Genomic DNA, 24,440 nt, shown 5'->3' with positions numbered 1-24,440 from the left:
AGTTTAATTATTTAAATTTTCTGAACAAAAAATTGGATAATTAACAACTATTTAAGATTTTTGACGTCAGCTAATTCAAATAATTTTAAAAAATGAGAACAAAGTTTAGTGGATTCTTAACACTATTATTAGTGTTAATTGTGCAGCTTGGTTTTGCACAAGAAAAAACAATCACTGGTACTGTTGTTGACCCAGATGGTCTTCCGCTTCCTGGAACGACCGTTCAGGTGAAAGGTAAAAGTACTGGTACACAAACTGATTTTGATGGAAATTACTCTATCACCGCTACCGAAGGTGATGTTTTAGTTTTCTCTTACATCGGTTTTAAATCTTTTGAAGCTCCAGTAGGTAGTTCATCTACAGTTGATGTAACAATGCAAATGGATGCAGAACAACTAGGAGAAGTTGTTGTTACTGGTGCTTTAGGTATTAAAAGAAAGCAAGAAGAGCTTACCGCTGCTCAAGAAGTAGTTAAAGCAGAAAAATTAACTCAGGCGGGACAACCAGATGCTGTTGTAGCATTAACTGGTAAAGTTTCTGGTTTGAATATTACTACTACTTCTTCTGGAGTTAATGAAACTACTAGAGTTGTATTACGTGGTGGTCGTTCTATTTCTGGAAACAACGAGGCTTTAGTTGTTATTGATGGGGTTATCTCTAGCTTAAACTTCTTAAAGTCTATTGACCCTAACAGTATTGCAAGCGTAAACGTTATTAAAGGTGCTAATGGTGCTGCGTTATACGGTTCAGCAGGTTCTAACGGTGTTATCGTTGTTGAAACTAAAAAAGGATCTAATGGCGGTGAAGGAAAATTGACGATTAGTGTTCGTTCTAACATCGATTTCCAACAAGTTGCTTTCCTTCCTGAAAGACAAACTCGTTACGGACAAGGATGGTCTTCTGGAGACGGATGGGCTAACTACACGTATGAAAATGGTGGATGGGGTCCTGAATTCGACGGACAAATGGCAACTATTGGTTTACCACAAGCAGATGGTTCTTACATCACAAGACCTTATTCTTCTTTAGGTTATGACAACATTAAAGAATTCTTTCAAACAGGTATCACTACTCAAAATCAAGCAGAACTTGCTTACGGTGATTCTGAAGGATATGCGAACTTATCATTCCAAAATCAGCAAAGAGAGTTTGTTATAGAAAATGACAACTTAAAACAAAACACTTTCAACTTTAAAGCTGGTAAAACTTTAGGGAAATGGAAATTATCTGCAAACGCTACGTACACTTCTAAAGGTACAGATTACGCACGTTCTACGCTATACGCAGATTTATTACAAACTGCTTCTAACATTCCTGTTCAAGCATTTGAAAACTCTGGTAACGAAGGTCACTGGAACGGATACTATTTTAACCCTTATTGGTTAAGAGATAATAATAGATACGAAAGACGTGATGAGTATTCTAACTTTATTGGTGAGATAGGATATGAATTTAACGATCATATTGATGTAATTCTTCGTTCTAATGCACGTTTAGCCAGCAGAGATATTTTATATTACCAAAACGGTTATGCTGACCCTCAATCAGTAGTAGATATTACAGGAAACCAAAGAACACAAAACTCTGGTTTTTATAGAGATAGCTACAACACAAGATATTTTTATACAGATTTTCTTGTAAACTTTGATTATCAATTAACAGATGATTTAAATTTGAAAGCTAACATTGGTGCAAATAACCAATACTCTACTGGATTCCAAACAAGAGTTGGAGGTCAAAACTTAACTGTACCTGGAATTTACACTACTAGCAACCTTGAAAATGGAGTAACTTATGGTTCAGACGCTGAACGCGGTATGGGTACATTTGATAATCAATTCTTCAGCCGTTCATATGCTGTTTATGCTAACCTTGATTTAGGTTATAAAGATTTCCTTTTCTTAAACGCTACTGCTAGAAACGACTGGACTTCTGTGTTAGATCAAAGTAACAATAGTTTCTTCTACCCTTCTGTAGGTTTATCTTTTGTACCAACAAAAGCTATTGAAGGTTTACAAAATAGTGATGCTATTAATTTCTTAAAAGTTTTTGCTAGTTACGTACAAGTTGGTAACGCAAGTATTAATCCTTATGAAATTAATGCTACTTTATCTCAAGGTACTGGTTACCCATTCAATTCTAACTCTTACATTTTAAGCCAATCTCAAACAGACCCATTATTAACTCCTGAGTTTACAGACTCTTATGAAGTTGGTTTAAATGCAGGTTTATTCCATGATAAAGTAACTTTAGATGCTGCTTATTTCTACACATCTACTACAGACTTAATTACTGACATTACACCTTCATATGCTTCTGGTTTATCTAACGCAACAGTTAACTTAGCAGAAACTGAAGTAAATGGTTTTGAAATTGATTTAGGATTAAATCCATTCCAATCTTCATCTCCTGATCAAGTAGATTGGGCATTAAACTTATCTTTCTCTACAAACAAAACAAATGTTGTTTCTGTAACAGATCAGTCTAACGAGGTATTAATTTCATCTTCAAGTGCACCTGGTATTTATGCTGTGGTAGGAGAAGAATTCCCAGTACTTCAAGGTACTGCTTACGAAAGAGATCCAGAAGGTCACATAGTTGTTGATGCTACTACTGGTAACCCAATTATTGCATCTGGAAATAAAAACTTTGGTAGAACTACTCCAAAATATATTTACGGTTTAAATTCTACTGTATCTTGGAAAAACTTCACTTTATCTGCAACAATGGACTATAGAACCGGACACGTTTTCTGGAGCCAAACTAAATATGCTCTTTCATGGTCTGGTCACTTAGTAGAAAGTGCATACAACAGAGGATCATTTGTTGTTCCTAACTCTGTTTACCAAGATGGTTCTGGTAACTATGTACCTAATACAAACATTACTGCAGGTAATTCAGCATCAGCATATTCTCAATATTACAGTACTTATGTTGGTGGTGTAGACGAGAATAACGTATTAGACGCTTCTGCCGTTAAATTAAGAGAGATTAGCTTAAAATACTCTGTGCCAAGTAAATTATTAGAAAATACATTTATTTCTGATATCACAATTTCTGCTAACGCAAGAAACTTATATACTTGGTTACCTAAAGAAAATAGAGGATATTCAGATCCTGAATCTGCTAATACTTCTGGTAATGCTGTTGGTTTAGCAGTTACAGGTAACTACCCTTCTACTAGATCTTTCGGATTAGGTTTAAACGTTATATTTTAATTAAAAGGAATTATGAAAAGAATATTTAAAAATATTGCAGTACTAGCTATTGCACTTGGTAGTACTTATTCTTGTGAAAATTATTTGGACGTTAACACAGATCCTAATAATATAACTCAAGAAACAGGAACTCCTCCATTACAGCTATCAGCTGCTATTACAGAACCACATATTGTAATGTCACAAACGGCTAACAGGTTAGGTAATATAATGATGCAAACTTGGGCTGGTGATGTTACCAACTATACTGGTGCATTTCAAGATGAATTTGCATTAAGCTTTACAACATCTATGTATACAGGTATTTGGAGATATCTTTATTTAGATACAGCTACACTTACCGCTATGGCTAACAACGAGGATGAGCAATACGCTTACTATAGCGCTGTTGCTAAAGTAATGAGAGCTTACTATTTCCAGTATATTGTTGACCTTTACGGAGATGTACCTTATTCTGAAGCACATCAATTAGGGGATAACTTAACTCCTGCTTACGATGATGATGCTGCTATCTATGTAGATTTAATTGCGCAAGTTACTGCTGCTATTGAGACTTTTGAAAATGCTCCTGCTTCAGCACTTGATATAGAAGCATCTTCAGACCCTGTTTATGGTGGAGATATTAATAGTTGGTTAGAATTTGCTAACACAATGAAGTTAAGACTTCTTGTTAGACAAGAATCTACTGGAAATTCAAACAGTGAATTTGCAAGTATTGACGGTGCATCTTTTATTTCTTCAGACGTAACTGTAAACCCTGGGTATGCTGATGTAGCAAGCCAACTTAACCCACTATATGATTTGTTTTATGATGCGGGTGGAGCTATTGACGGTTATACTTTATACGTAGGTGCTAACTATGCAGTAGAATTCTTAAAAGGAGCTTCTACTGAAGATGGTATTGCAACTGGTATTTCTGACCCTAGAATTGCTGCTCTTTATACTTTAGAAGACGGTACTTACACAGGTGTTGTTCAAGGAGATAATGATGTTCCTAGTGGAAATACACTTTCTAATATTGGACCAGGTAGAGTTATTTCTCCTTCCCAAGACGGATACCTTATGACAGCTGCTGAAAGCTACTTTTTACAAGCTGAAGCTGCTTACAAAGGATACATAAGTGGAGATGCACAAGCATTATTTCAAGCGGGTATTACAGCATCATTTTTACAACTTGGTTTAACTAACGCTTCTGCAACTAGTTACATTGCAGCTTCTAATGGTGTTAACAAGATTGGATGGGACGGTACCACTGATAAAATGGAAGCAATCATGACACAAAAGTGGATTGCTCTTAACGGATTACACGGTTTAGAATCATGGATTGAGTATACAAGAACTGGTTACCCTGATGTACCATTATCTACTATCGCTCAGCAACCAGCAAGACCAAACAGAATGTTATACCCTAACAGTGAATATTCTGGAAACTCTGCTAATGTACCAAGCCAAAGTGCTAGTGACATTTTCAACACATTTATCTTCTGGGATAATTAAACTCAAAAAAGCAATATAAAATGAAGAAATTAAAATTTTATTTAGTAGGATTATTAGCAGCAGCAAGTATGACAAGCTGTTTGCTAGACGACGAAGTTGATCCGTATACTCAAAATATGGATTATATTGTAGGGTTTGATGAAGCTACTTCTACATTAAGTTATTTTGCTGACGAAGGTGTTGTTACCTATTACTATCCAATATCTTTAAAAGGTAGTAAAGATGGTGGAACATTTGACCAAGATATTACGCTTGATCTTAGTGTAGACCCAACTTCTTCTGCTCAAAGTGGTGTAGAATATAGCTTTGCTGCAAACCAAGTAGTTTTAGAGGCTGGTTCTGATTATGTTTTACTTCCTGTAGACATTCACACAGGTGCATTTAACTCAGAAATGCCAACTGAATTAGTAATTAATATTTCTACTAATACTGAAGATACAGTAGTAGCTGCTGCTTACTCTTCTTTAACTATTACTTTTGTTGGTTGTATTTCAACTATTCAAGAGGGAGAATACTTAATTACATTTGGTAGCTCTAGCTCACAATATGTAGGTCAATCTTATTATGATGATGTTACTATGGTAGATGTTAACACATTTATGACTACAGAAACACCACCATTTATGCCAGGCGCAAATTATCAACCATCATTCTCTACATGGGGATTCGAGTTTACTGATGTTTGTGGTGACTTAACAGTACCAACACAAAACTTATTTGATTACTATTCAAATGAAGTATATGGTGTTACTACTACTGATGATAATTTAACAGCGCAACAAGGTGCCGTAATAGATGAAGATACATTTATTATCTTTATGGCTGTAAGCGCATCAGCTGGACCATACTATAGCTATTTAACTTTTGAATATGCAGATTAATTTAACTTTAATGTTTAAAACGATTATGAAAAAACTGAATATATTTTCTAAATTTCTTATCGCTGGTTTAGTAGCTGTGAGTACGTTTTCATGTAATGATGAGCACGATTTCTCTTTAAACGAAAAGCCGGTTGTAAGTAATACTGGAGAAACAACATTAACTATAACCGAGGGTTCTGAAGCTACCATTGAATTAGCTGTTAGCCAATCTATAGCTAGCTCTATCTTTGTTCTTTTTAAACCTGCTACCGATGATTTCGATTTCACTTCTGATTTTGTGATTGGTGAAGGTGAGTTCATCGAAGATTATCACACAGGTGGACCTGAGGGATATGTTGTAGAAATACCAGCTTACTCTGATACATTTTCTGTACCAGTAGAAGCTATTTTAGATGTAGTTCCTGAAGGAAGTGAATCTTTTGACATGGTAATGTCTTCATATTACACAAGAATGGGTACAGTAGAAGGTGAAACTATTACTTACACCATTAACGTAGAAGACTATATTGTGAACGATCTTGATATTGAATTTTCTTGGGATGGTACTTACACAGATGCAGATGGTGATACACAAGACTTATGCGATATCGATTTTGACTTAGAGTTATATGATGCTTCATTTAACATAATAGATTATTCTTACTCTAGCTGTCCTGAAGGTTTATATATTACTGAAGGTGAATTAGCTGATGGTACTTACTATTTAGTACCTTCTTTATGGAGTACTAATGATGCTACTTTTGCTTCTCCTATGGACTTCCCAGCAATGTTAACTGTTACTAAAGTAAACCAAACTCAAACTACGCTTGATTTATCAGATGTTTGGAACAGTACAGATGGTGGTTATGTGGAAGGCAACTCTGGTTATCAATACGTATACCTTTTAACTATTAGTGGTTCTAACTATACACTTACTGATGGTATGACTGGTGACGTTGTTTTTAATGCAAAAGTTGCTAACTTCTTAGAAGGACACGCTAAACGTAAAGCTGCGCTTTCTAAAAAATAAGAAATTCTTATTTTGATATAAATTAAAAAGGTTGCCAAATTGGCAACCTTTTTTTATTTACTTTTGCAACTATGAAAAATGATTATCAAATATTTGGCATACGTGCTATTATAGAAGCTATTAACGCAGGTGAAACAGTAGACAAAGTATTTATTCAAAAAGGGCTACAAGGCGATTTGTTTAAAGAACTAAACAGCCTTTTAAAAGAACACCAAATAAGTACTGCTTATGTGCCTATAGAAAAGTTAAACCGACTTTCTAAAAAAAACCACCAAGGGGTTATTGCCAATATTTCGCCAATCGCTTTTCATGATTTTGAAGCTCTAGTACAAGAAGTTATAGAAAAAGAAGAAACACCCAACTTCTTACTACTAGACCAACTTTCTGATGTTAGAAACTTCGGGGCTATTATTAGAACTGCAGAATGCACTGGTGTACATGGTATTATTGTACAAAAACAAGGGAGCGCACCAATTACTGCAGATACGGTAAAAACTTCTGCCGGAGCCATCTTTAACGTACCAATTTGCAAGGTAGACCACTTAAAAGATGCCCTTTACTATTTACAAGGAAGTGGTATACAAGTGGTAGCTGCTACAGAAAAAACAGAAGACACCATATACGATGTAGATTTTACACTACCATCTGCTATTATAATGGGATCGGAAGGCACAGGTATTTCACCTTCCATTTTAAAAGCAGTAGATAAAAAAGCAAAATTACCAATGTATGGTACTATTGGTTCTTTAAATGTATCGGTAGCTTGTGGAGCTTTCTTATATGAGGTGGTGAGACAACGCTTTTAAGCATTACTCCATCTCATCATTCTCGTTACTTTTATGCTCCTTGTAGATATAGGTATACTCTATATTTTGCCATTGTGTTTGCTGTAACTCCTCTTCTAGCCTACGTAACTGTTCGCTTTCAGAGACAAAATTCCCTTGTGCATCAAAATGACGCATGAACGGATCTTGTTCAGGTATATAATCTGTTTGTTCCCACTGGTAACTTACCACATTACTCTTAGGCACCTTTACCAACAGTGCCACTACAAAACCAACAAGAAAACCTGCTAAATGACCTTCCCATGATAATTCTTCTTTAACAGGTAACACATACCAAATAGTACCACCATAAACAAAAACAACAATTAGAGACACTGCTATTAACCTATAGTGTTTGGCTATAATACCCTTGAAAAAAATAAAACTACTTAAAAAGTAGATTACACCACTCATACCTATATGATAGCTTGGCCTACCGATTACCCAAGTAACCAAACCCGTAAAAACATACCCAAGCAACAAGACCTTCCAGCTTATTTTACGATAGAAATAAAACAACGCCGCACCCAGAAAAAAGATAGGTAAAGTGTTACTATATAAATGCGCCAATGACCCGTGTATAAATGGGCTTAAAAATACCCCCAGCAAGCCTTTAGCTTCACGCGGAAAAACACCATACTTATAAGCATCTAGCCCTAGTTCTACATCCACATAAAAGGCCACCCACATGAGTATCACCAAGTAAAACGGATATAACACTACTCCATTATAAAAATTATAAACGATATCCTTTTTTACTTTCATACAAACCGTAACTCAAAAAAATAGCCAAACCACAAATTAAGAAACATTGTCATATAAATTAAGTATTTTTGTGGTATGAATGAACCTTTGGCAGAACGCATACGTCCGAAATCTTTAGATGAATATATAAGCCAACAACATTTGGTAGGCCCAACCGGAACCTTAACCAACCAAATAAAAAAGGGACTAATACCCTCACTTATTTTATGGGGCCCACCAGGCACGGGTAAAACAACATTAGCTAATATTATTGCTAACGAAAGCAAACGCCCCTTCTACACCCTAAGCGCTATTAACAGTGGTGTTAAAGAAGTGAGAGAAGTTATTGACAAAGCCAAACAAAGCGGTGGATTGTTTACTGCCAAAAACCCTATACTTTTTATAGATGAGATACACAGGTTTAGTAAATCTCAGCAAGACTCATTACTAGCAGCTGTAGAAAAAGGATGGGTAACCCTTATTGGAGCTACTACTGAAAATCCAAGTTTTGAAGTAATACCTGCATTAATATCGAGATGCCAAGTATATGTATTAGAAGCTTTTGATAAGGATGCTCTAATACAAATGCTACAAAGAGCTATAGACACAGACGAAGTACTATTAAAAAAGAACATCACACTTAAAGAAACCGACTCTTTACTTAGACTTTCTGGGGGTGATGGTAGAAAACTTTTAAATATTTTTGAATTGGTAATCAATTCAGAAGTTAGTGATACTATAGAGGTAACCAACGATATGGTACTTTCTAAAGTACAACAGAACACCGTTCGTTACGACAAAACTGGCGAACAACATTACGACATTATATCTGCCTTTATAAAGTCTATTAGAGGGAGTGACCCTAACGGTGCAGTATACTGGCTAGCAAGAATGATTGAAGGTGGCGAAGATGTTAAATTTATTGCCCGTAGAATGATTATTTCTGCAAGTGAAGATATTGGGAATGCCAACCCAACTGCTCTTATTATGGCAAATAACACTTTCCAGGCAGTCACCACCATAGGATACCCAGAAAGTAGAATTATTTTAAGTCAGTGTGCTGTATACTTAGCTACATCACCCAAAAGCAATACTTCTTATAAAGCCATTGCAAATGCTCAACAGCTAGTAAAACAACTGGGAGATTTATCGGTACCCCTTCACCTAAGAAACGCCCCTACAAAGCTTATGAAGCAATTAGGCTATGGAGAAGAGTATAAATATGCTCATGATTACCCTAACAACTTTGTAGAGCAAGATTTCTTACCTAAAGAAATATCTGGCTCTACATTATATGAACCTGGCACTAATCAGCGAGAAAAGTCAATTAGAGAGTTTCTTAAAAACAGATGGAAAGACAAGTATAACTACTAATGTATTTCTTTACTGAAAAGTAAGATACATTACTCCGGTAGTTTTCATTTGAGCACCATCATTTTCAGAAATTAACCAGATGCCTTTATCATTTTTATATAGTAAAGCATCCTTTCCTTTTATAAGGTACACATCGGGAATAGCAGTATACAACAATTCCATTACTATAGTATTGCCATTATTGTACACAGTATAATTAAGACCATCCTTTGTTTTAGCTATCCAACTATTCGCTTCAGAATTTACTAACTCTTTATTGGGTGCCGTTTTCTCCTCAGGTACCACAGCTACAACTGCGGTAGTTTTTACTTCTGGCGCAGTTTCAACAACCGGTACTGTTGCTACCTCTGCAGCACTACCATCATAAACGTAAGACAACGCTTCAACATCTTCAAAAGCCTCACGTACCGCCTCGTTATATGCTACTTTGTATTTTTTGTCTTTACTTTTTCCTTCTTTACTTTCAAAAACTATAGTTCCCATACAGTCTGTTAGTGTTACCACTAATTTACTAGTAAACAAACCTGAATGATCAATCACATCAGCTTTTAACCCATTACATGGGTTCTGTAACAACTCTTCTGGCACCTCATTATCCATATACACTGTAAACCCATATTTTTCAAACAAAAATTTTGAAAGACTATTCAATTGATATTCATCAGCCGTTTTTAAAAACTCAAATTTAGTTGGCACAATTACGTACGCATAATTATTTACACTTTTCTGGCTGTAAAGCAATGTACTAGAAAGTACAGCAACTAACAAAAGCATTATTTTTTTTATCATTGTATTATAGGTATTTTTTAATTTCTTCCAGTTTATAAATAGTAATTCCCTGTTCATCTTCAGGCTCATTGTTGCTATTAAAATGAATAGTATGCATTCCTAATTTTTGAGCACCTAAAATATCCGCCTCATAGCTATCTCCAATCATTATTGATTTCTCGGGTATTGCTTTAGCCTTGGTTAAAGAATACTCAAATATTAGCGGATTTGGTTTTTTAACACCCACCATCTCAGAATCTACCACACATTCAAAGAAATGGTCTATCATAGAATTCTTCAACTTAAAATTTTGCACTTCCTGAAAACCATTGGTTATAATATGTAATTTATACTTAGGCTTTAAATAATTTAAAATATCTAATGTGCCATCAAACAAATTACTAAAAGTAGACAAGTACTTTATATACTCATCTGCCAACAAATTAATCAACTCATCAGAAACCGACATTCCTAATTTCTCAAACGTAGCCTGAAGTCTAACATACCGTAAATTCTCTTTACTAATTTTATCTTCACGGTACAATTTCCAACAATCATGATTAATAGGAATGTAATACGATAAAAACGCATCTACATCTATTGTTAAATCATGTAAGTCAAAAATTTTGGTATATGTCAATGCAGAGTTCTTTTCAAAATCCCATAACGTATGGTCCAAATCAAAAAAAACATCTGTAACTATTTCTCGGTACATATTTTCTTAAACACTTTAAAATAAAATTTTCTAAACCCTCTTTCATTTCCATAATTCCCCATACTCTCATTAGAAAAAACAGCAATAAACTCTCCCCTAACTGCTTTCACTGCTTCATATAATTTGTAAAAAACAGCTTCTGCCTTATCCTTTCCGTAATCTCTTAACGCATCATCATGTATACAAATTGGATGCACCTTTAAAATAGTTTGCATCTCTAGGCTTAAATCATAAAACTTAAATGGCGTACAGGTGCCTGCCCTAAAACCTACTTGCCTTACATAGCCCATTGTATAGTCTTCTGTAAAATCAGCGTCTACCAAACCTTTATAGGTTTCAGGTAATTCCAATCTAGCCAAACGTAGCCGTACTCTTTTAATAGGTCTATTAATTATTTCTATAAGGCGTTTACGCTCTTCACGCAACACATCAACATTTCCGAAAGAATCATAAGAAGCCATTAAAGACACCACAGAATAATCTGCAACCGATTTAATAAGCTCTCTAAACGATTTATTATTGATAGAAATATTCTTATCAAAGCTTCCATAATCTCCCACTAAAAAGAAAAATAGCGTATCTAAATTATACTTCTTCTTAAACCAAAGTAGTTTTTCAAAATTATCGCTAGGGTCTGGGGTAATATTAAAAAGCACCTTATAACGCTCTAACACCCTACCAAACTTTAAATTAAACAAGTCGGTAATACTACCACCAATACTGCGTACCACACCCTTCTTTTTAAAAGTATAAGCGCAAGGCACATCAATAATAGATAAGGTAGAAAATTCTTTTTTAGGAAATACAGCCTCTGGGAATCTTCTTAAAATGGCCTGCTTTAAACGTTGCACCCAAATATCAACTACAGGTACTTCTAAGAAATTATTTTTAAAAGCTAAACTTTCCTTTGCAGGATACCTTCCATGCATATCTTTTACATGAGGCACATACTCTTCATAACGACTTAATAAGTAAAATGAAGCCGCAAAAATATCATAAGGTACTGCACTTTTATCATTGGTAGGAAAAAAGCATGCAACCTCATCCCACTGCTGCACGGAAACCTCAACATCATCAAACCCCTGTTGAAACAGTAGATCATTACTTTTAATATGAAACTCGTTTTGTAATGCTTGCTTACAGTATGTGATTTTTGGTCCGGAGTGGGCAATAAAATCCTCTACTTTGGTAGTAAACTTAACTTCTACACCAAGCATATGCGTAAACACATGCTTCATTATATAAGTAAACCTAGGTGTTATTTTGTGTGTATATACTAAAAACATAAACTACAATAATCCCTCATCTGCAAAGCTAAAATACGTTTTTTCAGTTACAATAAGGTGGTCTAGAACTTTAATATCTAAACTATTTCCTGCAGTACAAATTTTAGTAGTTAATTTTTTATCCATTTCACTTGGTTGCAAGGTACCCGACGGATGGTTATGTGCTAATATTATTGATGTTGCCCCGCAAGTTAAGGCTTGCTTAAAAACCAACCTTACATCTACCAAAGTACCAGTTATGCCGCCCTTACTTAATTGTGTAGTAGCTATTACTTTATTAGAATTGTTTAGGTACGCCACCCAAAACTCCTCATGTGGCAATTCTCCTATGATAGGCTGAAACACATGATACGCTAATTTACTGCTCGTAATTTTAACTTTTTCGCGCACTTCTTCAGATTTTCTGCGTCTACCCAATTCTGCTGCCGCAATAATAGTAATAGCTTTAGCCTCTCCAATCCCTTTAAATTTGGTTAACTCTTGCACGGTTAGCTTCCCTAGTTCGTTCAAGGAAAAATCTACCGAGTGCAACAAGCGCTTAGATAAATCTACAGCACTCTCATTTCTGCTACCACTACCTATTAAAATAGCAATTAGCTCAGCATCAGACAGTATATCTTTCCCCTTTTGTAGTAGTTTCTCCCTTGGTCTATCATCTAAAGACCAGTTTTTTATAGAGAATGTTTCGGTTTTTTCTTTCACTTTTTAAAAATAAAAATTTGTACATTTCATCAATTGCTAAAAACCGTAAAATGAAATCAATTTTTGAAAACGAAACCTATTCAGAAATTAAAGAACGACTGGATAAAATATCACCCGACCAAAAAGCTATTTGGGGAAAAATGAATGTAACGCAAATGCTAGCGCATTGCCAAAAACCTATAGAACTTACTTTAGGCAAAACCACCTTAAAAAAACCTAACTTTTTAATGGGACTACTCTTAAAAAGCATGAATAGCTCTTTATATAACGACAAGCCTTGGAAGAAAGGACTTCCTACAGCGAAAGAATTCACCATGACAAACACCGATGAATTTTTAGTGGAAAAAGAAAAACTAAAAACTTTAATTGAAGAAATTCACTCTAGAAAAGATAGTAATGAGAGTTTTCCGGTACACCCATACTTTGGTAAGTTTACCAAAGAACAATATGGAATGATGACCTATAAACATCTAGATCATCATTTCACACAGTTCAATAACTAATTAGAATAATTCTTTTACTTCGTTAAAATCTAATCCTCCATAGTTACCACTACTCATTAAAAGCAAAGCGGTATGGTCTAATTTTTTCGAAAATAAATAATCTTTAAAAGCATCAGGGTTGGTAAATATTGTCAACCCTTCTTTAACAAAGGCCTGCTCAATATCAGATGATGTAACTTCTTCTAATCTTTTTATCTTAACCGCTTCTGGTGAATAAAACACAACAGCCTCATCTGCCAACGCTAAACTACCCTTGTATTCCTTTAAAAACTCAGCATTTAAACTACTATAGGTATGCAACTCTAAACAAGCTACTAACTTTTTAGTAGGAAACTGCTCTTTAACTGCTTTGGTAGTAGCTTTTACTTTGCTAGGAGAGTGTGCAAAATCTTTAAAAGCAACACTGGTAGCATTAGAAGCAATTTTTTCCATACGCTTACTAGCTCCTTTAAAACTAGCAATAGCTTCATAAAAATCTTCTTCATCTACCCCCATGTGTTGGCAAACCCATTTAGCCCCACTTAAATTACTTAAATTGTGTTTACCAAATATTTCTATTGGTAACAGCCCATCAGGCGTATCTATAAGAGTTTCGCCATCTGCAACCTCGTACACAGGTGTTTGATAAGGATTTTTTCTAATGGGGTTTTCAGAAGCCTCAACTACTTTTTTAACCTCAGCATCTTCCTCATTATACACTATAATACCTCCATTAACAATACTATCTACAAAAATGCTAAACTGCTCTACATAGTTTTCATAAGTAGGAAACACATTAATATGGTCCCAAGCAATACCACTTAACAAAGCAATATTAGGTTGGTATAAATGAAATTTTGGTCGTCTATCTATAGGAGAGCTTAAATACTCATCTCCTTCTAGTACTATAAAGTCATTCTCTCCTGTTAGGTGCACCATAGTATCAAACCCTTCTAATTGAGCCCCCACCATATAGTCTACCTCAATATCATGATAATTTAACACATGTAAAATCATTGAGGTAATAGTTGTTTTACCATGGCTACCACCAATAACAACTCTTGTTTTATCTTTACTTTGTTCGTACAAAAATTCAGGATAAGAATATATTTTAACTCCTAGCTCCTGCGCCTTTAACAATTCAGGGTTGTCTGGCTTTGCATGCATTCCTAAAATTATAGCATCTAAATCTGTAGTAATTTTTTCAGGAAACCACCCAAATGTTTCTGGTAATAATCCTTTTGCGGCTAACCTTGATTTAGACGGATCAAAAATTGCATCATCACTTCCGGTTACTTGGTATCCTTTATTATGAAGTGCTAAAGCTAAGTTATGCATAGCAGCACCTCCTATTGCTATAAAATGAATGCGCATGGTATTATAATTTTAAAATCTTTATTCGTTCTTTTTTCGCTAAGCTAAAATCTGCTCGTATAGCTAACGATTTATCTATATAGCTTAACGCTGTATCTTTTTTATTCTTGTATCTGGCTAACTGAGCTAACCTCAAATAAGCCCATTCTAATGGGTAACTATCACTGTAATGATAATTTTTTATATACTTTTCTAAACAAAGCTCGCCATCACTAATTTGAAGTTCTTGCTCTGCGGAAATTTTTCCTATTTCGTACAAAAAGTTGTTATAAGAATGTTTCTCATAGGCCTCTTGGAGTAAAGCCAATGCACTTTGATATTTTTCTTCTTCAAGATACAGAGCTACTAACTCTTTATAACAAGTTACAGACCCGCCTATTTTAACCGCAGACCGTAAGTTCTCCTCTGCATCTTTATAATCTTTAGAAGATTTATAGATGAAGCCTTTTGCCAAATAACCATCTACAGCAGATAGCGCCAACAACTCATCTGCATATGCATGAGCCTTGGCTTTTGTACCTCCTAAAATACCCGGTAATTCAACATAAAACTTCACGAGTGCCCAGCGTGCATCAATGTGAGTTTTGTCTAATTTAGCAGCGCTCACAAAATGGTCTTCAATATCATCTATCAAACCAATAGCAGCTAGCTTATTTTGTAAAGCCTTCATACCAAGCACCCCACCATATTTATAATGGTAGTTAGCTACCTTAGGTTTCTGCTCTACTAAATACCTATAGTATTCAATAGCTTTATCCCAACGCTCTTGGTACCCATATAAATCTCCTAAGCATTCTCTAACTTCTAAATTGTCAGGATACTCATCTAGGTAGTTTAAAAAAAACGTTTCTGCTTGTACATACTCCTTTTGCTCAAGCAACAACCTTCCTTTATCAAGATTGTTTTGAGAAAAACATTGTATCGAGAAAAACAAAAAAAAGATAATTGATAATCGATACATACGTACTGTTACTTCCTTTACTAAAATTATGATGGTGTTGAATCGGTTGTTGGATTGAGCATTTTCCACAACCTATCTTTTAACTCTAGAATATTTTGCTGAGCCACCGATGAAATAAACATATAAGGAATACCTTCTAAGGTTTCATCTAATTCAGCCTTCAATTCCGTTTTTAACTCATCATCTAAAAGATCTGATTTAGAAATAACCACCAAACGCTCTTTATCTAACAATTCAGGGTTATACTCTCTCAACTCCTTCAGTAAAATATTATACTCTTCAGCAATATCATTAGCATCTGCAGGTACAAGAAACAACAATGTTGAATTTCGTTCAATATGTCTTAAAAAGTAATGACCTAAACCTTTACCTTCTGCTGCACCCTCAATAATACCAGGAATATCTGCAATTACAAACGATTGAAAATCTCTGTACTGAACAATTCCTAAATTAGGCTTTAAAGTAGTAAAAGGATAATCTGCAATTTTAGGTTTTGCAGATGTTATTACAGAAAGGAGTGTAGATTTCCCAGCATTAGGAAAACCTACTAATCCTACATCTGCTAATAATTTTAATTCTAGCAAAAAGGCTCCGTCCTTACCCGGTATTCCAGGTTGGGCGTATCGTGGAGTTTGATTGGTAGAACTTCTAAAATGCCAGTTCCCTAATCCTCCTTTACCTCCTTCTAGAAGTAGTTTTTCTTCTCCGTTTTCGGTAATTTCAAAAAGTATTTCTTTGGTTTCAAAGTCTCTTATTACGGTACCTAGCGGCACATCTAAATAAGTATCTTTACCATCGGCTCCGGTACTTCTACTACTACCTCCATGCTCACCATGGCCACCTTTAAAATGCTTTTGATATTTAAAATGTATAAGTGTCCAAAGGTTTTCATTACCACGCACAATTACGTGGCCGCCTCGTCCTCCATCACCGCCATCAGGACCTCCTTTATCTATATACTTCTCTCTATGTAGATGCACAGATCCCTTTCCTCCATTACCGGATTCAGCAAAAATTTTTACATAATCAGTAAAATTCCCTTCAGTCATTCAGTTCTTTTATTTTAAGTTATCTATTACAGCGCTTAAACGTTCGGTAATTTCTTCAATATCACCAATCCCATTTACACTGTAAAACTTTTCTTGTTCTTTATAATAATTAATAAGTGGAGAAGTTTTAGCGTTATACTCCTCAAAACGATTTCTAATTTTACTTTCGTCTTGATCATCAGATCTACCACTTACTTTTCCACGCTCAAGTAAACGTTGAATAAGCACCTCATCATCTGCCTCTAAAGCAACTGTACCATCTAAAGACATTGCATTAGAATCTAGTAATTTATCAAGTGCTTCAGCTTGTGCTATAGTTCTTGGAAATCCATCAAAAATAAAACCTTTAGCTCCTGGATTACTTTTCACCTCTTCACTTAACATGTTAATAGTTACCTCATCTGGTACTAACTCTCCATTATCTATGTAAGACTTAGCAAGTGTTCCTAGCTTAGTTTCGTTCTTAATATTGAATCTGAAAACATCTCCTGTAGAAATGTGCACTAATTCATATTTTTCCTTTAAAATGGTAGCTTGTGTTCCTTTACCAGCTCCCGGCTTTCCAAAAAGTACTAGATTAATCATGGTTTATTTTGTTTGTTTGTAAAATTGATACACTTCCGGTAAGTTTCTTCCTAACTCATCATAATCTAGCCCATACCCAACAATAAACTTGTTTGGTATTTCTAACCCAATATAATCTATTGGCAACTCTTTATCATACACCTCTGGCTTATAAAATAAAGTTGCAATCTTAAGATCTTTTACTCCTTCATTTTTGAGTAACTTAGAAATCTCTACAATTGTATTTCCAGTATCTATAATATCCTCTAGAACAACTACCGATCTATTTTTTAAAGAAGTACTTAACCCTACCAACTGTTTTACCTTACCTGTAGATTCGGTACCCTCATAAGAGGCTAACTTCAAAAAGGTAATTTCACAATTTTCCGGATATTTTTTCAAAAAATCTGAAGCAAACATAAAAGAGCCATTTAATATGGCTACAAAAATGGGTGTTTCCCCTTCTAAGTCTTTACTTATTTGGGTTGCCATTGTTTCTATAGCTTCGTTTATTTCCTGTGAGCTAATAAAAGGTTTAAAAAACTTATCGTGTAATTGTATCACTATACAAATGTTTTAACAGTACAACAAAGATAGTATTTTGATTTTAGTTGTACTATTTTTAGCTGCTGTTTACATTTTATATGATATTTTTGTAAAATCAAATTATTAAGTATCTTAAAAATACATTTTTACAACTAATGAATTATTTTTCTTCAGATTTTAAACTAGGTATTTTAGGCGGAGGTCAATTAGGTAAAATGATCTTATACGAAACACGTAAATATGACATATTTACCAAAGTGATAGACCCTAGCTCAGAGGCTCCTTGTAAAATTGCCTGTAACGATTTTACTCAAGGTGATTTAATGGATTATGATACCGTGTATAACTTTGGTAAAGATGTAGACGTACTTACCTTTGAGATTGAACACGTAAATGTAGATGCGCTAGAAGCTTTAGAAAAACAAGGCGTTAAGGTATACCCTTCTTCTAACACCTTACGCATTATACAAAACAAGGCTACCCAAAAATTATTTTATACAGATAACAACATCCCTACAGCACCATTTACACGTTTTGCTTATACCACAGAAATTAAAGACGCCATAGAAAACGGTGGTGTTAAACTTCCTTTTGTTTGGAAAAGCGCACAATTTGGATACGATGGTAACGGTGTTAAGGTAATTAGACAAGTAACAGATTTAGAGGGATTACCTAATGTAGAGTGCATTGCAGAAGAAATGATTCCTTTTAAAAATGAACTTGCTGTTATTGTTGCAAGAAACCCTAAGGAAGAGGTTGCTACTTACCCGGTAGTTGAAATGGAGTTTCACCCAGAAGCTAACCAAGTAGAGTATGTAATATGCCCTGCTAGAATATCTGACGAAGTAGCACAAAAAGCACAACAAGTGGCTGTAGAAGTTTCAAAAGCAATAGGGCATGTAGGACTATTAGCTGTAGAAATGTTTCAAACCCAAGATGATGAAATTTTGGTAAATGAAGTAGCGCCAAGACCACATAACAGTGGACACTATAGTATTGAAGCTAGCTACACAAACCAATTTGAACAGCACCTAAGAGCTATTTTAAATTTACCGTTAGGAAATACCCACAGTAAAGTTGCTGGTATTATGGTTAACCTTGTAGGTGCAGAAGGCCATACTGGTAATGTGAAATACGAAAACATTGAAGAAATAATGGCGTTGTCTGGGGTTACTCCTCATATATATGGTAAAAAAGAAACACGTCCTTTTAGAAAAATGGGACACGTTACCATAGTAAATGAAGATATAGCTAAAGCAAGAAGCATAGCAGAAGAAGTTAAAAACACTATTAAAGTAATAAGTACACAAAACTAAATACCATGAGTAAAATTGCCGTTGTAATGGGTAGCACTAGTGACCTACCTGTAATGCAAGACGCTATAGATGTTTTAAAAGAATTAGGACTAGAGGTTGAAGTAGATATTGTTTCGGCACACAGAACTCCTGAGAAATTATTTGATTTTAGTAAAAATGCTCACACCAGAGGTATTCAAGTAATTATTGCTGGTGCTGGTGGTGCTGCTCACTTACCTGGTATGGTTGCATCTATGTCTCCATTACCTGTAATTGGGGTTCCTGTAAAAAGCAGTAATTCTATTGATGGATGGGATTCTGTATTATCTATTTTACAAATGCCTGGTGGTGTACCAGTAGCAACTGTAGCATTAAACGGAGCCAAAAATGCAGGTATACTTGCTGCACAAATAATAGGAGCTTCTAACGCAGCGGTACTTAACCGTATTATTGCTTATAAAGAAGGACTTAAAACAAAAGTTATTGAAGGCGCTAAAAGTCTAAACCAATAATATGTATTATAGTATCATACATTAAGCTAATTTTAGCATTTAACAATCAAATTCTTTGTAAATTTGAGCTTATAAGCAAGATTGAATTACATGAATTTCTTAAAATACATACATAAAAAAAGACCTCCTTACAGGAGGTCTTTCTTTATCGCTATTAATTACTTAAAATTCCTATAAATAAAGGTTTTACCAATTAGAATCTGTAGTAATCGAAGCAAATATATCTGGATTTTTAACACCATTAGCAAAACACGATTTATTTTTTAAGAAATTTCGACAAAAAACATATTAAACAGATAAATTACATCAACATGTCATTATTTGAAACAAAATTTAATACGGCTCCTTTCTCTAAAATAAAAGCAGAGGACTATCTGCCACTCATTAAAACAGAAATAGAAAACACCAAAAAGGAAATAGATGCTATTGCTACAGCAAGTGAGAAACCAACATTTGAAAACACTGTAGAAGCGTTAGAATATGCAGGATACAATTTAGATAGACTAACAAGCATGTTTTTTAATTTGAATAGTGCAGAAACTAATGACACTATTCAAAAACAAGCACAAGAAATATCTCCTCTTTTATCAGAATTTAGTAACGATATTAGATTGAACGAGCAATTATTTGAGCGTATTAAAACGGTATATGAGTCTAAAGACAATCTAGATCTTTCTCCTGAACAAACCATGTTACTAGACAAAAAGTACAAAGGGTTTTCTAGAAACGGTGCTAATTTACCAGAAGATAAAAAGAATACTTTAAGAGATATTGACAAAGAGCTATCTAAATTAAGTTTACAATTTGGAGAAAACGTACTAGCAGACACCCAAAGCTTTGAGTTATTAATTACTAACGAAGAAGATTTAAAAGGATTGCCAGAAGGTACTGTTGAAGCTGCCAAAAACTTAGCAGAAGCTAAAGAAAAAGAAGGTTGGTTATTTACCTTAGACTACCCTAGCTACGTTCCGTTTATGACCTATGCAGAAAACCGAGAACTAAGAAAACAACTTAGCTTAGCCTTTGGTAGTAAAGCATTTCACGGAGATGACAAGGACAATAGAGAAATTGTTTTAAAAATAGCCAAGTTACGCTACCAAAGAGCTCAACTTTTAGGGTACCAAACACACGCGCACTTTGTATTAGAAGAGCGCATGGCAAAAACTCCTGAAACTGTAAATAACTTTTTAAACGAATTGTTAGAAAAAGCGTTACCTGCTGCTAAAGATGAATTTACTAAGCTTACCGACTTTGCTAAAAAAACAGATGGTATAGATACGCTACAAAAATGGGATGGTGCTTTTTATAGCGAAAAATTAAAACAGCAACTCTTCAACCTAGATGACGAGAAACTTAAGCCTTATTTCAAATTAGAAAATGTGGTTAATGGTGCATTTGAGGTAGCGCATAAATTGTACGGTTTACAATTTGAGCAAATAACGGATATTGATGTATACCATGAAGAAGTTACCACCTATAAAGTAACCGATGCTGAAGGAACTTTTGTAGCTATTTTCTATACCGATTTTCATCCACGACCAGGAAAAAGAAATGGAGCCTGGATGACATCTTATAAGAGTCAGTATATAGAAAATGGAGAAAACAGTAGACCACACATTTCTATTGTGTGCAATTTCACCAGACCTACAGCTACAAAACCATCCTTATTAACTTTTAATGAGGTTACTACTTTATTCCATGAATTTGGTCATGCCTTACATGGTATGTTAGCTAACACTACCTACCCTAGCCTTAGTGGAACTAGTGTTTATTGGGACTTTGTAGAATTACCTAGTCAGGTAATGGAAAACTGGTGCTTTGAAAAGGACGCTTTAGAGCTTTTTGCAAAACACTACGAAACCAACGAAGTGATTCCTATGGAATACGTTGAAAAAATTAAAGAATCGGCCACCTTTATGGAAGGTATGCAAACTATAAGACAATTAAGTTTTGGCTTATTAGACATGAGTTGGCACGGAGTTAACCCATTAGACATCACCGATGTTCAGACACATGAAAATGCTGCTTTTGAAAGCACAAAAATGTATCCGGATACACCAGAGACCTGTATGAGCACATCGTTCTCACATATTTTCCAAGGAGGATATTCCTCTGGATATTACAGCTACAAATGGGCAGAAGTATTAGATGCCGATGCTTTTGAATTATTCTTAGAGAAAGGTATTTTCAATAAAGAGGTAGCAGATAAATTTTTAACTTTTGTCTTATCTAAAGGAGGTACCGAAAACCCAATGGATTTATACAAAAAATTTAGAGGTTCAGAACCTAACCCAGAAGCTTTATTAAGAAGAGCAGGTTTATTGAAGAAATAAATATTAAAAGGCCGAAATTTAATACTTCGGCCTTTATCCTTACCTAAACTTTCATTTTTTTTTGAAAATTCAAAAACTTATACTACATTTGGTGTATGGAATTTTCAGATGCAAAACAAAAATTTATACAAAGTTGGGGTGCCTTGGGCTCTCAATGGGGCATTAATAAAACAATGGCACAAATACACGCATTCTTAATGATTTCTCCAGAGTCTGTTTCCATGGAAGAGATTATGGATGAGTTGAAAATTTCAAGAGGAAATGCTAGCATGAACTTACGTGCATTAATAGATTGGGGAATTGTTTATAAAGACTATAAGCAAGGAGAACGAAGAGAGTACTTTTATGCCGAAAAAGATCTAGATGAAATGGCTATAAAAATCTCTAGAGAAAGAACTAAAAGAGAGATTAAACCAGCCCTTAAAGTCTTAAAAGAGGTTTCTTCTATACCTGCAAATAAAACAACGAAAGAAAAACATTTTAAACAGCAAACAACCAGTTTATATAAGTTTGTAGCAAAAGCCGATAATGCTTTAGAGAAAATAACTGAATACAATGATAACTGGCTTGGCAAGCTGCTAAAAAAACTTATAACATAATTTTTTTAATCAATAGTTTCATTTTTTTCTGAAATTTTAAAAAATAAAATATGAAAAGAAAATTAATTATTGCTGCCGGAACAGGCTTTTTAGGGAAAGTACTATCTAACTATTTCAAAGAAACCTACGACATAATAATACTTACAAGGCAACAAAGCAAAACCATTAACAATATTACCTATATAAATTGGGATGCTAAAAAAATGGGTAGCTGGCAACAACATCTAGAAAATGCTTACGCCCTTATCAATCTCACAGGAAAATCTGTTAACTGCAGATACACCAATAAAAATAAAGCCACAATTATGAGCTCAAGAATAGACAGCACCGAAATTCTGAACAAAGGCATTCTCATGTGCAAAACCCCTCCTATTCACTTTATCAATGCCTCCACAGCAACTATTTATGTAGATTCACATAACAAATTAATGACTGAGAAAAACGGAGATATAGGCAACGACTTTTCCATGACGGTAGCCAAAACATGGGAAGAAGCTTTTTTCAAAACCAAAACATCCAACACGCTTAAAACCTCTATTAGAACATCCATTGTTCTAGGAAATGACGGAGGTGCTTTTCCTATGTTAAAAAAACTTGTAAATCTTGGTCTTGGTGGTTACCAAGGTAATGGGGCACAAAAGATAAGCTGGATTCATGAAATAGACTTCGCTAGGTCAATTGCATTTATACTCAAAAAACAACTTACAGGCGCTATCAATATTACCGCGCCAACTCCAATTTCTAATCATCATTTCATGCAACACTTAAGAAAACATTCAAATATTTCGATAGGCATCAACACTCCTACCCTATTATTAAAATTAGGAGCTAAAGTAATTGGCACCGAAACAGAATTAATTCTTAAAAGTAGAAACGTATATCCGGAGAGACTTATGAAAGAAAGGTTTGAATTCAAATATCCTACTGTAGAATCTGCTATACAAAACCTATTAGCATGAACTACGCAATTTTATCCCATATCATCTATTTCACCGTAAACACAATCATTATATACAGGATTGGTAAATTATGTTACAAACACGGTTTAACTTTTACCCTTGCATTAACCGGCAATAACAAGCAATTATCCTTCAAAATAAACCAACTGTTACTTATAGGGTACTACTTATTAAATATTGGTTATTGTGCAACTACATTAATTCAATGGCCACCAATAATTAACCTAACCAACTTGGTGGAAGTAGTATCCTTAAAAACAGCACAAATACTTTTAATTATTGGTGTATTACATCACCTCAACCTTTTAACTATCATCAAATTTATTAATAACAAATTCTAATTATTATGGAAGTATCAAAAATTATTATTGGCTATTTTATCTACATCCCCATAGCATTCATGTTAACAATTTATGTATCTAAAACCTTATTTAAAAATAGCTTGGTATACATGAACGATATTTTTAGTGGAAGAGAAGAAATTTCCACTGCTACCAATACACTTTTTAAAACCGGGTTCTACCTTTTAAATATTGGTTTTGCTCTGCTCATTCTAAAAATAAAATTACATAACGATTCATATCAATTATTAATTGAAGAATTGAGTTTTAAAATTGGCAAATTCTCAATTTACTTAGGATGCATGTTATTTTTAAATCTATTTTTCTTTTTTAGAGGAAAAAGAAAAGCAAAATCAACTTCTAAGAAAATAACGGATAAAAACGTTACCATTTAAATAGTTGTTTTA

21 protein-coding genes and 1 pseudogene are annotated in these 24,440 nt (G+C 34.4%); 13 read left to right on the top strand and 9 right to left on the bottom strand.

Annotation, left to right across the window (positions count from 1 at the left end; all coding sequences use genetic code 11):
• Nucleotides 1–92: 92 nt before the first annotated feature.
• The 5 genes from Y10_RS05980 to rlmB all read left to right on the top strand — a co-directional run bounded on the left by Y10_RS05980 (nucleotide 93) and on the right by rlmB (nucleotide 7,411).
• On the top strand, nucleotides 93–3,218 hold the full coding sequence (locus tag Y10_RS05980; RefSeq protein ID WP_281764454.1) for a SusC/RagA family TonB-linked outer membrane protein: 3,126 nt from the start codon (nucleotides 93–95) through the stop codon (nucleotides 3,216–3,218).
• A 12-nt stretch (nucleotides 3,219–3,230) separates the two neighbouring features.
• Nucleotides 3,231–4,715: a SusD/RagB family nutrient-binding outer membrane lipoprotein gene (locus Y10_RS05975; protein ID WP_281764453.1), complete on the top strand. Its 1,485-nt coding sequence runs from the start codon at nucleotides 3,231–3,233 to the stop codon at nucleotides 4,713–4,715.
• 20 nt (nucleotides 4,716–4,735) lie between these two features.
• A complete protein-coding gene (locus Y10_RS05970) occupies nucleotides 4,736–5,596 on the top strand; it encodes a hypothetical protein (protein ID WP_281764452.1) in 861 nt (286 codons plus the stop codon).
• 25 nt (nucleotides 5,597–5,621) lie between these two features.
• The gene (locus tag Y10_RS05965; protein WP_281764451.1) at nucleotides 5,622–6,605 is read left to right on the top strand and encodes a hypothetical protein; all 984 of its coding nucleotides are present in this window, start codon (nucleotides 5,622–5,624) and stop codon (nucleotides 6,603–6,605) included.
• A gap of 71 nt (nucleotides 6,606–6,676) precedes the next feature.
• The gene (gene rlmB, locus Y10_RS05960; protein ID WP_281764450.1) at nucleotides 6,677–7,411 is read left to right on the top strand and encodes a 23S rRNA (guanosine(2251)-2'-O)-methyltransferase RlmB; all 735 of its coding nucleotides are present in this window, start codon (nucleotides 6,677–6,679) and stop codon (nucleotides 7,409–7,411) included.
• A gap of 3 nt (nucleotides 7,412–7,414) precedes the next feature.
• On the opposite strand, the gene Y10_RS05955 is transcribed toward rlmB, so the two are convergent.
• Nucleotides 7,415–8,194: a rhomboid family intramembrane serine protease gene (locus Y10_RS05955; RefSeq protein ID WP_281764449.1), complete on the bottom strand. Its 780-nt coding sequence runs from the start codon at nucleotides 8,192–8,194 to the stop codon at nucleotides 7,415–7,417.
• A 75-nt stretch (nucleotides 8,195–8,269) separates the two neighbouring features.
• On the opposite strand from Y10_RS05955, the gene Y10_RS05950 reads away from it, so the two are divergent.
• The gene (locus Y10_RS05950) at nucleotides 8,270–9,547 is read left to right on the top strand and encodes a replication-associated recombination protein A (RefSeq protein WP_281764448.1); all 1,278 of its coding nucleotides are present in this window, start codon (nucleotides 8,270–8,272) and stop codon (nucleotides 9,545–9,547) included.
• A 9-nt stretch (nucleotides 9,548–9,556) separates the two neighbouring features.
• Here Y10_RS05950 and Y10_RS05945 read toward each other — a convergent pair whose 3' ends face one another.
• The 4 genes from Y10_RS05945 to radC are packed head-to-tail and all read right to left on the bottom strand — an operon-like array spanning nucleotide 9,557 to nucleotide 13,018.
• Entirely contained in the window at nucleotides 9,557–10,336 is a 780-nt protein-coding gene (locus Y10_RS05945) for a hypothetical protein (protein ID WP_281764447.1), read from the bottom strand.
• A 4-nt stretch (nucleotides 10,337–10,340) separates the two neighbouring features.
• A complete protein-coding gene (locus Y10_RS05940; RefSeq protein ID WP_281764446.1) occupies nucleotides 10,341–11,030 on the bottom strand; it encodes a YjjG family noncanonical pyrimidine nucleotidase in 690 nt (229 codons plus the stop codon).
• Nucleotides 11,015–12,268, bottom strand: a complete 1,254-nt coding sequence (locus tag Y10_RS05935; protein WP_281764445.1) for a polysaccharide deacetylase family protein — start codon at nucleotides 12,266–12,268, stop codon at nucleotides 11,015–11,017. Before Y10_RS05935 ends, Y10_RS05940 begins: the two co-directional genes overlap by 16 nt.
• A 51-nt stretch (nucleotides 12,269–12,319) precedes the next feature.
• Nucleotides 12,320–13,018, bottom strand: coding sequence for a RadC family protein (gene radC / locus Y10_RS05930; RefSeq protein WP_281764444.1), 699 nt, complete (start codon nucleotides 13,016–13,018; stop codon nucleotides 12,320–12,322).
• A 50-nt stretch (nucleotides 13,019–13,068) separates the two neighbouring features.
• Here radC and Y10_RS05925 point away from each other — a divergent pair, with 50 nt between their 5' ends.
• Nucleotides 13,069–13,521, top strand: a complete 453-nt coding sequence (locus Y10_RS05925) for a DUF1569 domain-containing protein (protein ID WP_281764443.1) — start codon at nucleotides 13,069–13,071, stop codon at nucleotides 13,519–13,521.
• Here the strand turns inward: Y10_RS05925 and Y10_RS05920 are convergent, their stop codons facing one another.
• The 4 genes and pseudogenes from Y10_RS05920 to Y10_RS05905 form a co-directional block, all read right to left on the bottom strand.
• Nucleotides 13,522–14,874 carry a UDP-N-acetylmuramate--L-alanine ligase gene (locus tag Y10_RS05920; RefSeq protein ID WP_281764442.1) on the bottom strand — a complete coding sequence of 451 codons (1,353 nt, stop codon included), beginning with the start codon at nucleotides 14,872–14,874 and terminating at the stop codon, nucleotides 13,522–13,524. It lies immediately after the preceding gene.
• Between the two features lie 4 nt (nucleotides 14,875–14,878).
• Nucleotides 14,879–15,904: a tetratricopeptide repeat protein gene (locus tag Y10_RS05915; RefSeq protein WP_281764441.1), complete on the bottom strand. Its 1,026-nt coding sequence runs from the start codon at nucleotides 15,902–15,904 to the stop codon at nucleotides 14,879–14,881.
• Entirely contained in the window at nucleotides 15,862–16,884 is a 1,023-nt protein-coding gene (gene obgE, locus Y10_RS05910) for a GTPase ObgE (RefSeq protein ID WP_281764440.1), read from the bottom strand. The genes Y10_RS05915 and obgE overlap by 43 nt, the downstream gene beginning before the upstream one ends.
• A 9-nt stretch (nucleotides 16,885–16,893) precedes the next feature.
• Nucleotides 16,894–18,012, bottom strand: a pseudogene (locus Y10_RS05905) (adenylate kinase).
• Nucleotides 18,013–18,149: 137 nt separating this feature from the next.
• Between Y10_RS05905 and Y10_RS05900 the strand changes: the two are divergent.
• The 6 genes from Y10_RS05900 (at nucleotide 18,150) to Y10_RS05875 (ending at nucleotide 24,428) form a co-directional block, all read left to right on the top strand.
• Nucleotides 18,150–19,310, top strand: a complete 1,161-nt coding sequence (locus Y10_RS05900) for a 5-(carboxyamino)imidazole ribonucleotide synthase (RefSeq protein ID WP_281764439.1) — start codon at nucleotides 18,150–18,152, stop codon at nucleotides 19,308–19,310.
• Between the two features lie 5 nt (nucleotides 19,311–19,315).
• Nucleotides 19,316–19,801, top strand: a complete 486-nt coding sequence (gene purE / locus Y10_RS05895; RefSeq protein WP_281764438.1) for a 5-(carboxyamino)imidazole ribonucleotide mutase — start codon at nucleotides 19,316–19,318, stop codon at nucleotides 19,799–19,801.
• 311 nt (nucleotides 19,802–20,112) lie between these two features.
• On the top strand, nucleotides 20,113–22,134 hold the full coding sequence (locus tag Y10_RS05890; protein WP_281764437.1) for a M3 family metallopeptidase: 2,022 nt from the start codon (nucleotides 20,113–20,115) through the stop codon (nucleotides 22,132–22,134).
• A gap of 95 nt (nucleotides 22,135–22,229) precedes the next feature.
• Nucleotides 22,230–22,733 carry a GbsR/MarR family transcriptional regulator gene (locus tag Y10_RS05885; RefSeq protein WP_281764436.1) on the top strand — a complete coding sequence of 168 codons (504 nt, stop codon included), beginning with the start codon at nucleotides 22,230–22,232 and terminating at the stop codon, nucleotides 22,731–22,733.
• A 50-nt stretch (nucleotides 22,734–22,783) separates the two neighbouring features.
• Entirely contained in the window at nucleotides 22,784–23,692 is a 909-nt protein-coding gene (locus Y10_RS05880; RefSeq protein ID WP_281764435.1) for a TIGR01777 family oxidoreductase, read from the top strand.
• Between the two features lie 346 nt (nucleotides 23,693–24,038).
• A complete protein-coding gene (locus Y10_RS05875; protein WP_281764434.1) occupies nucleotides 24,039–24,428 on the top strand; it encodes a hypothetical protein in 390 nt (129 codons plus the stop codon).
• The last annotated feature ends 12 nt before the right edge of the window (nucleotides 24,429–24,440 follow it).

It is taken from the genome of Neptunitalea lumnitzerae, from assembly GCF_027924185.1.
GTDB lineage: Bacteria > Bacteroidota > Bacteroidia > Flavobacteriales > Flavobacteriaceae > Neptunitalea > Neptunitalea lumnitzerae.
Note: the sequence above shows the minus strand (reverse complement) of the source record. Positions and strands in the feature narration are given on the sequence as shown.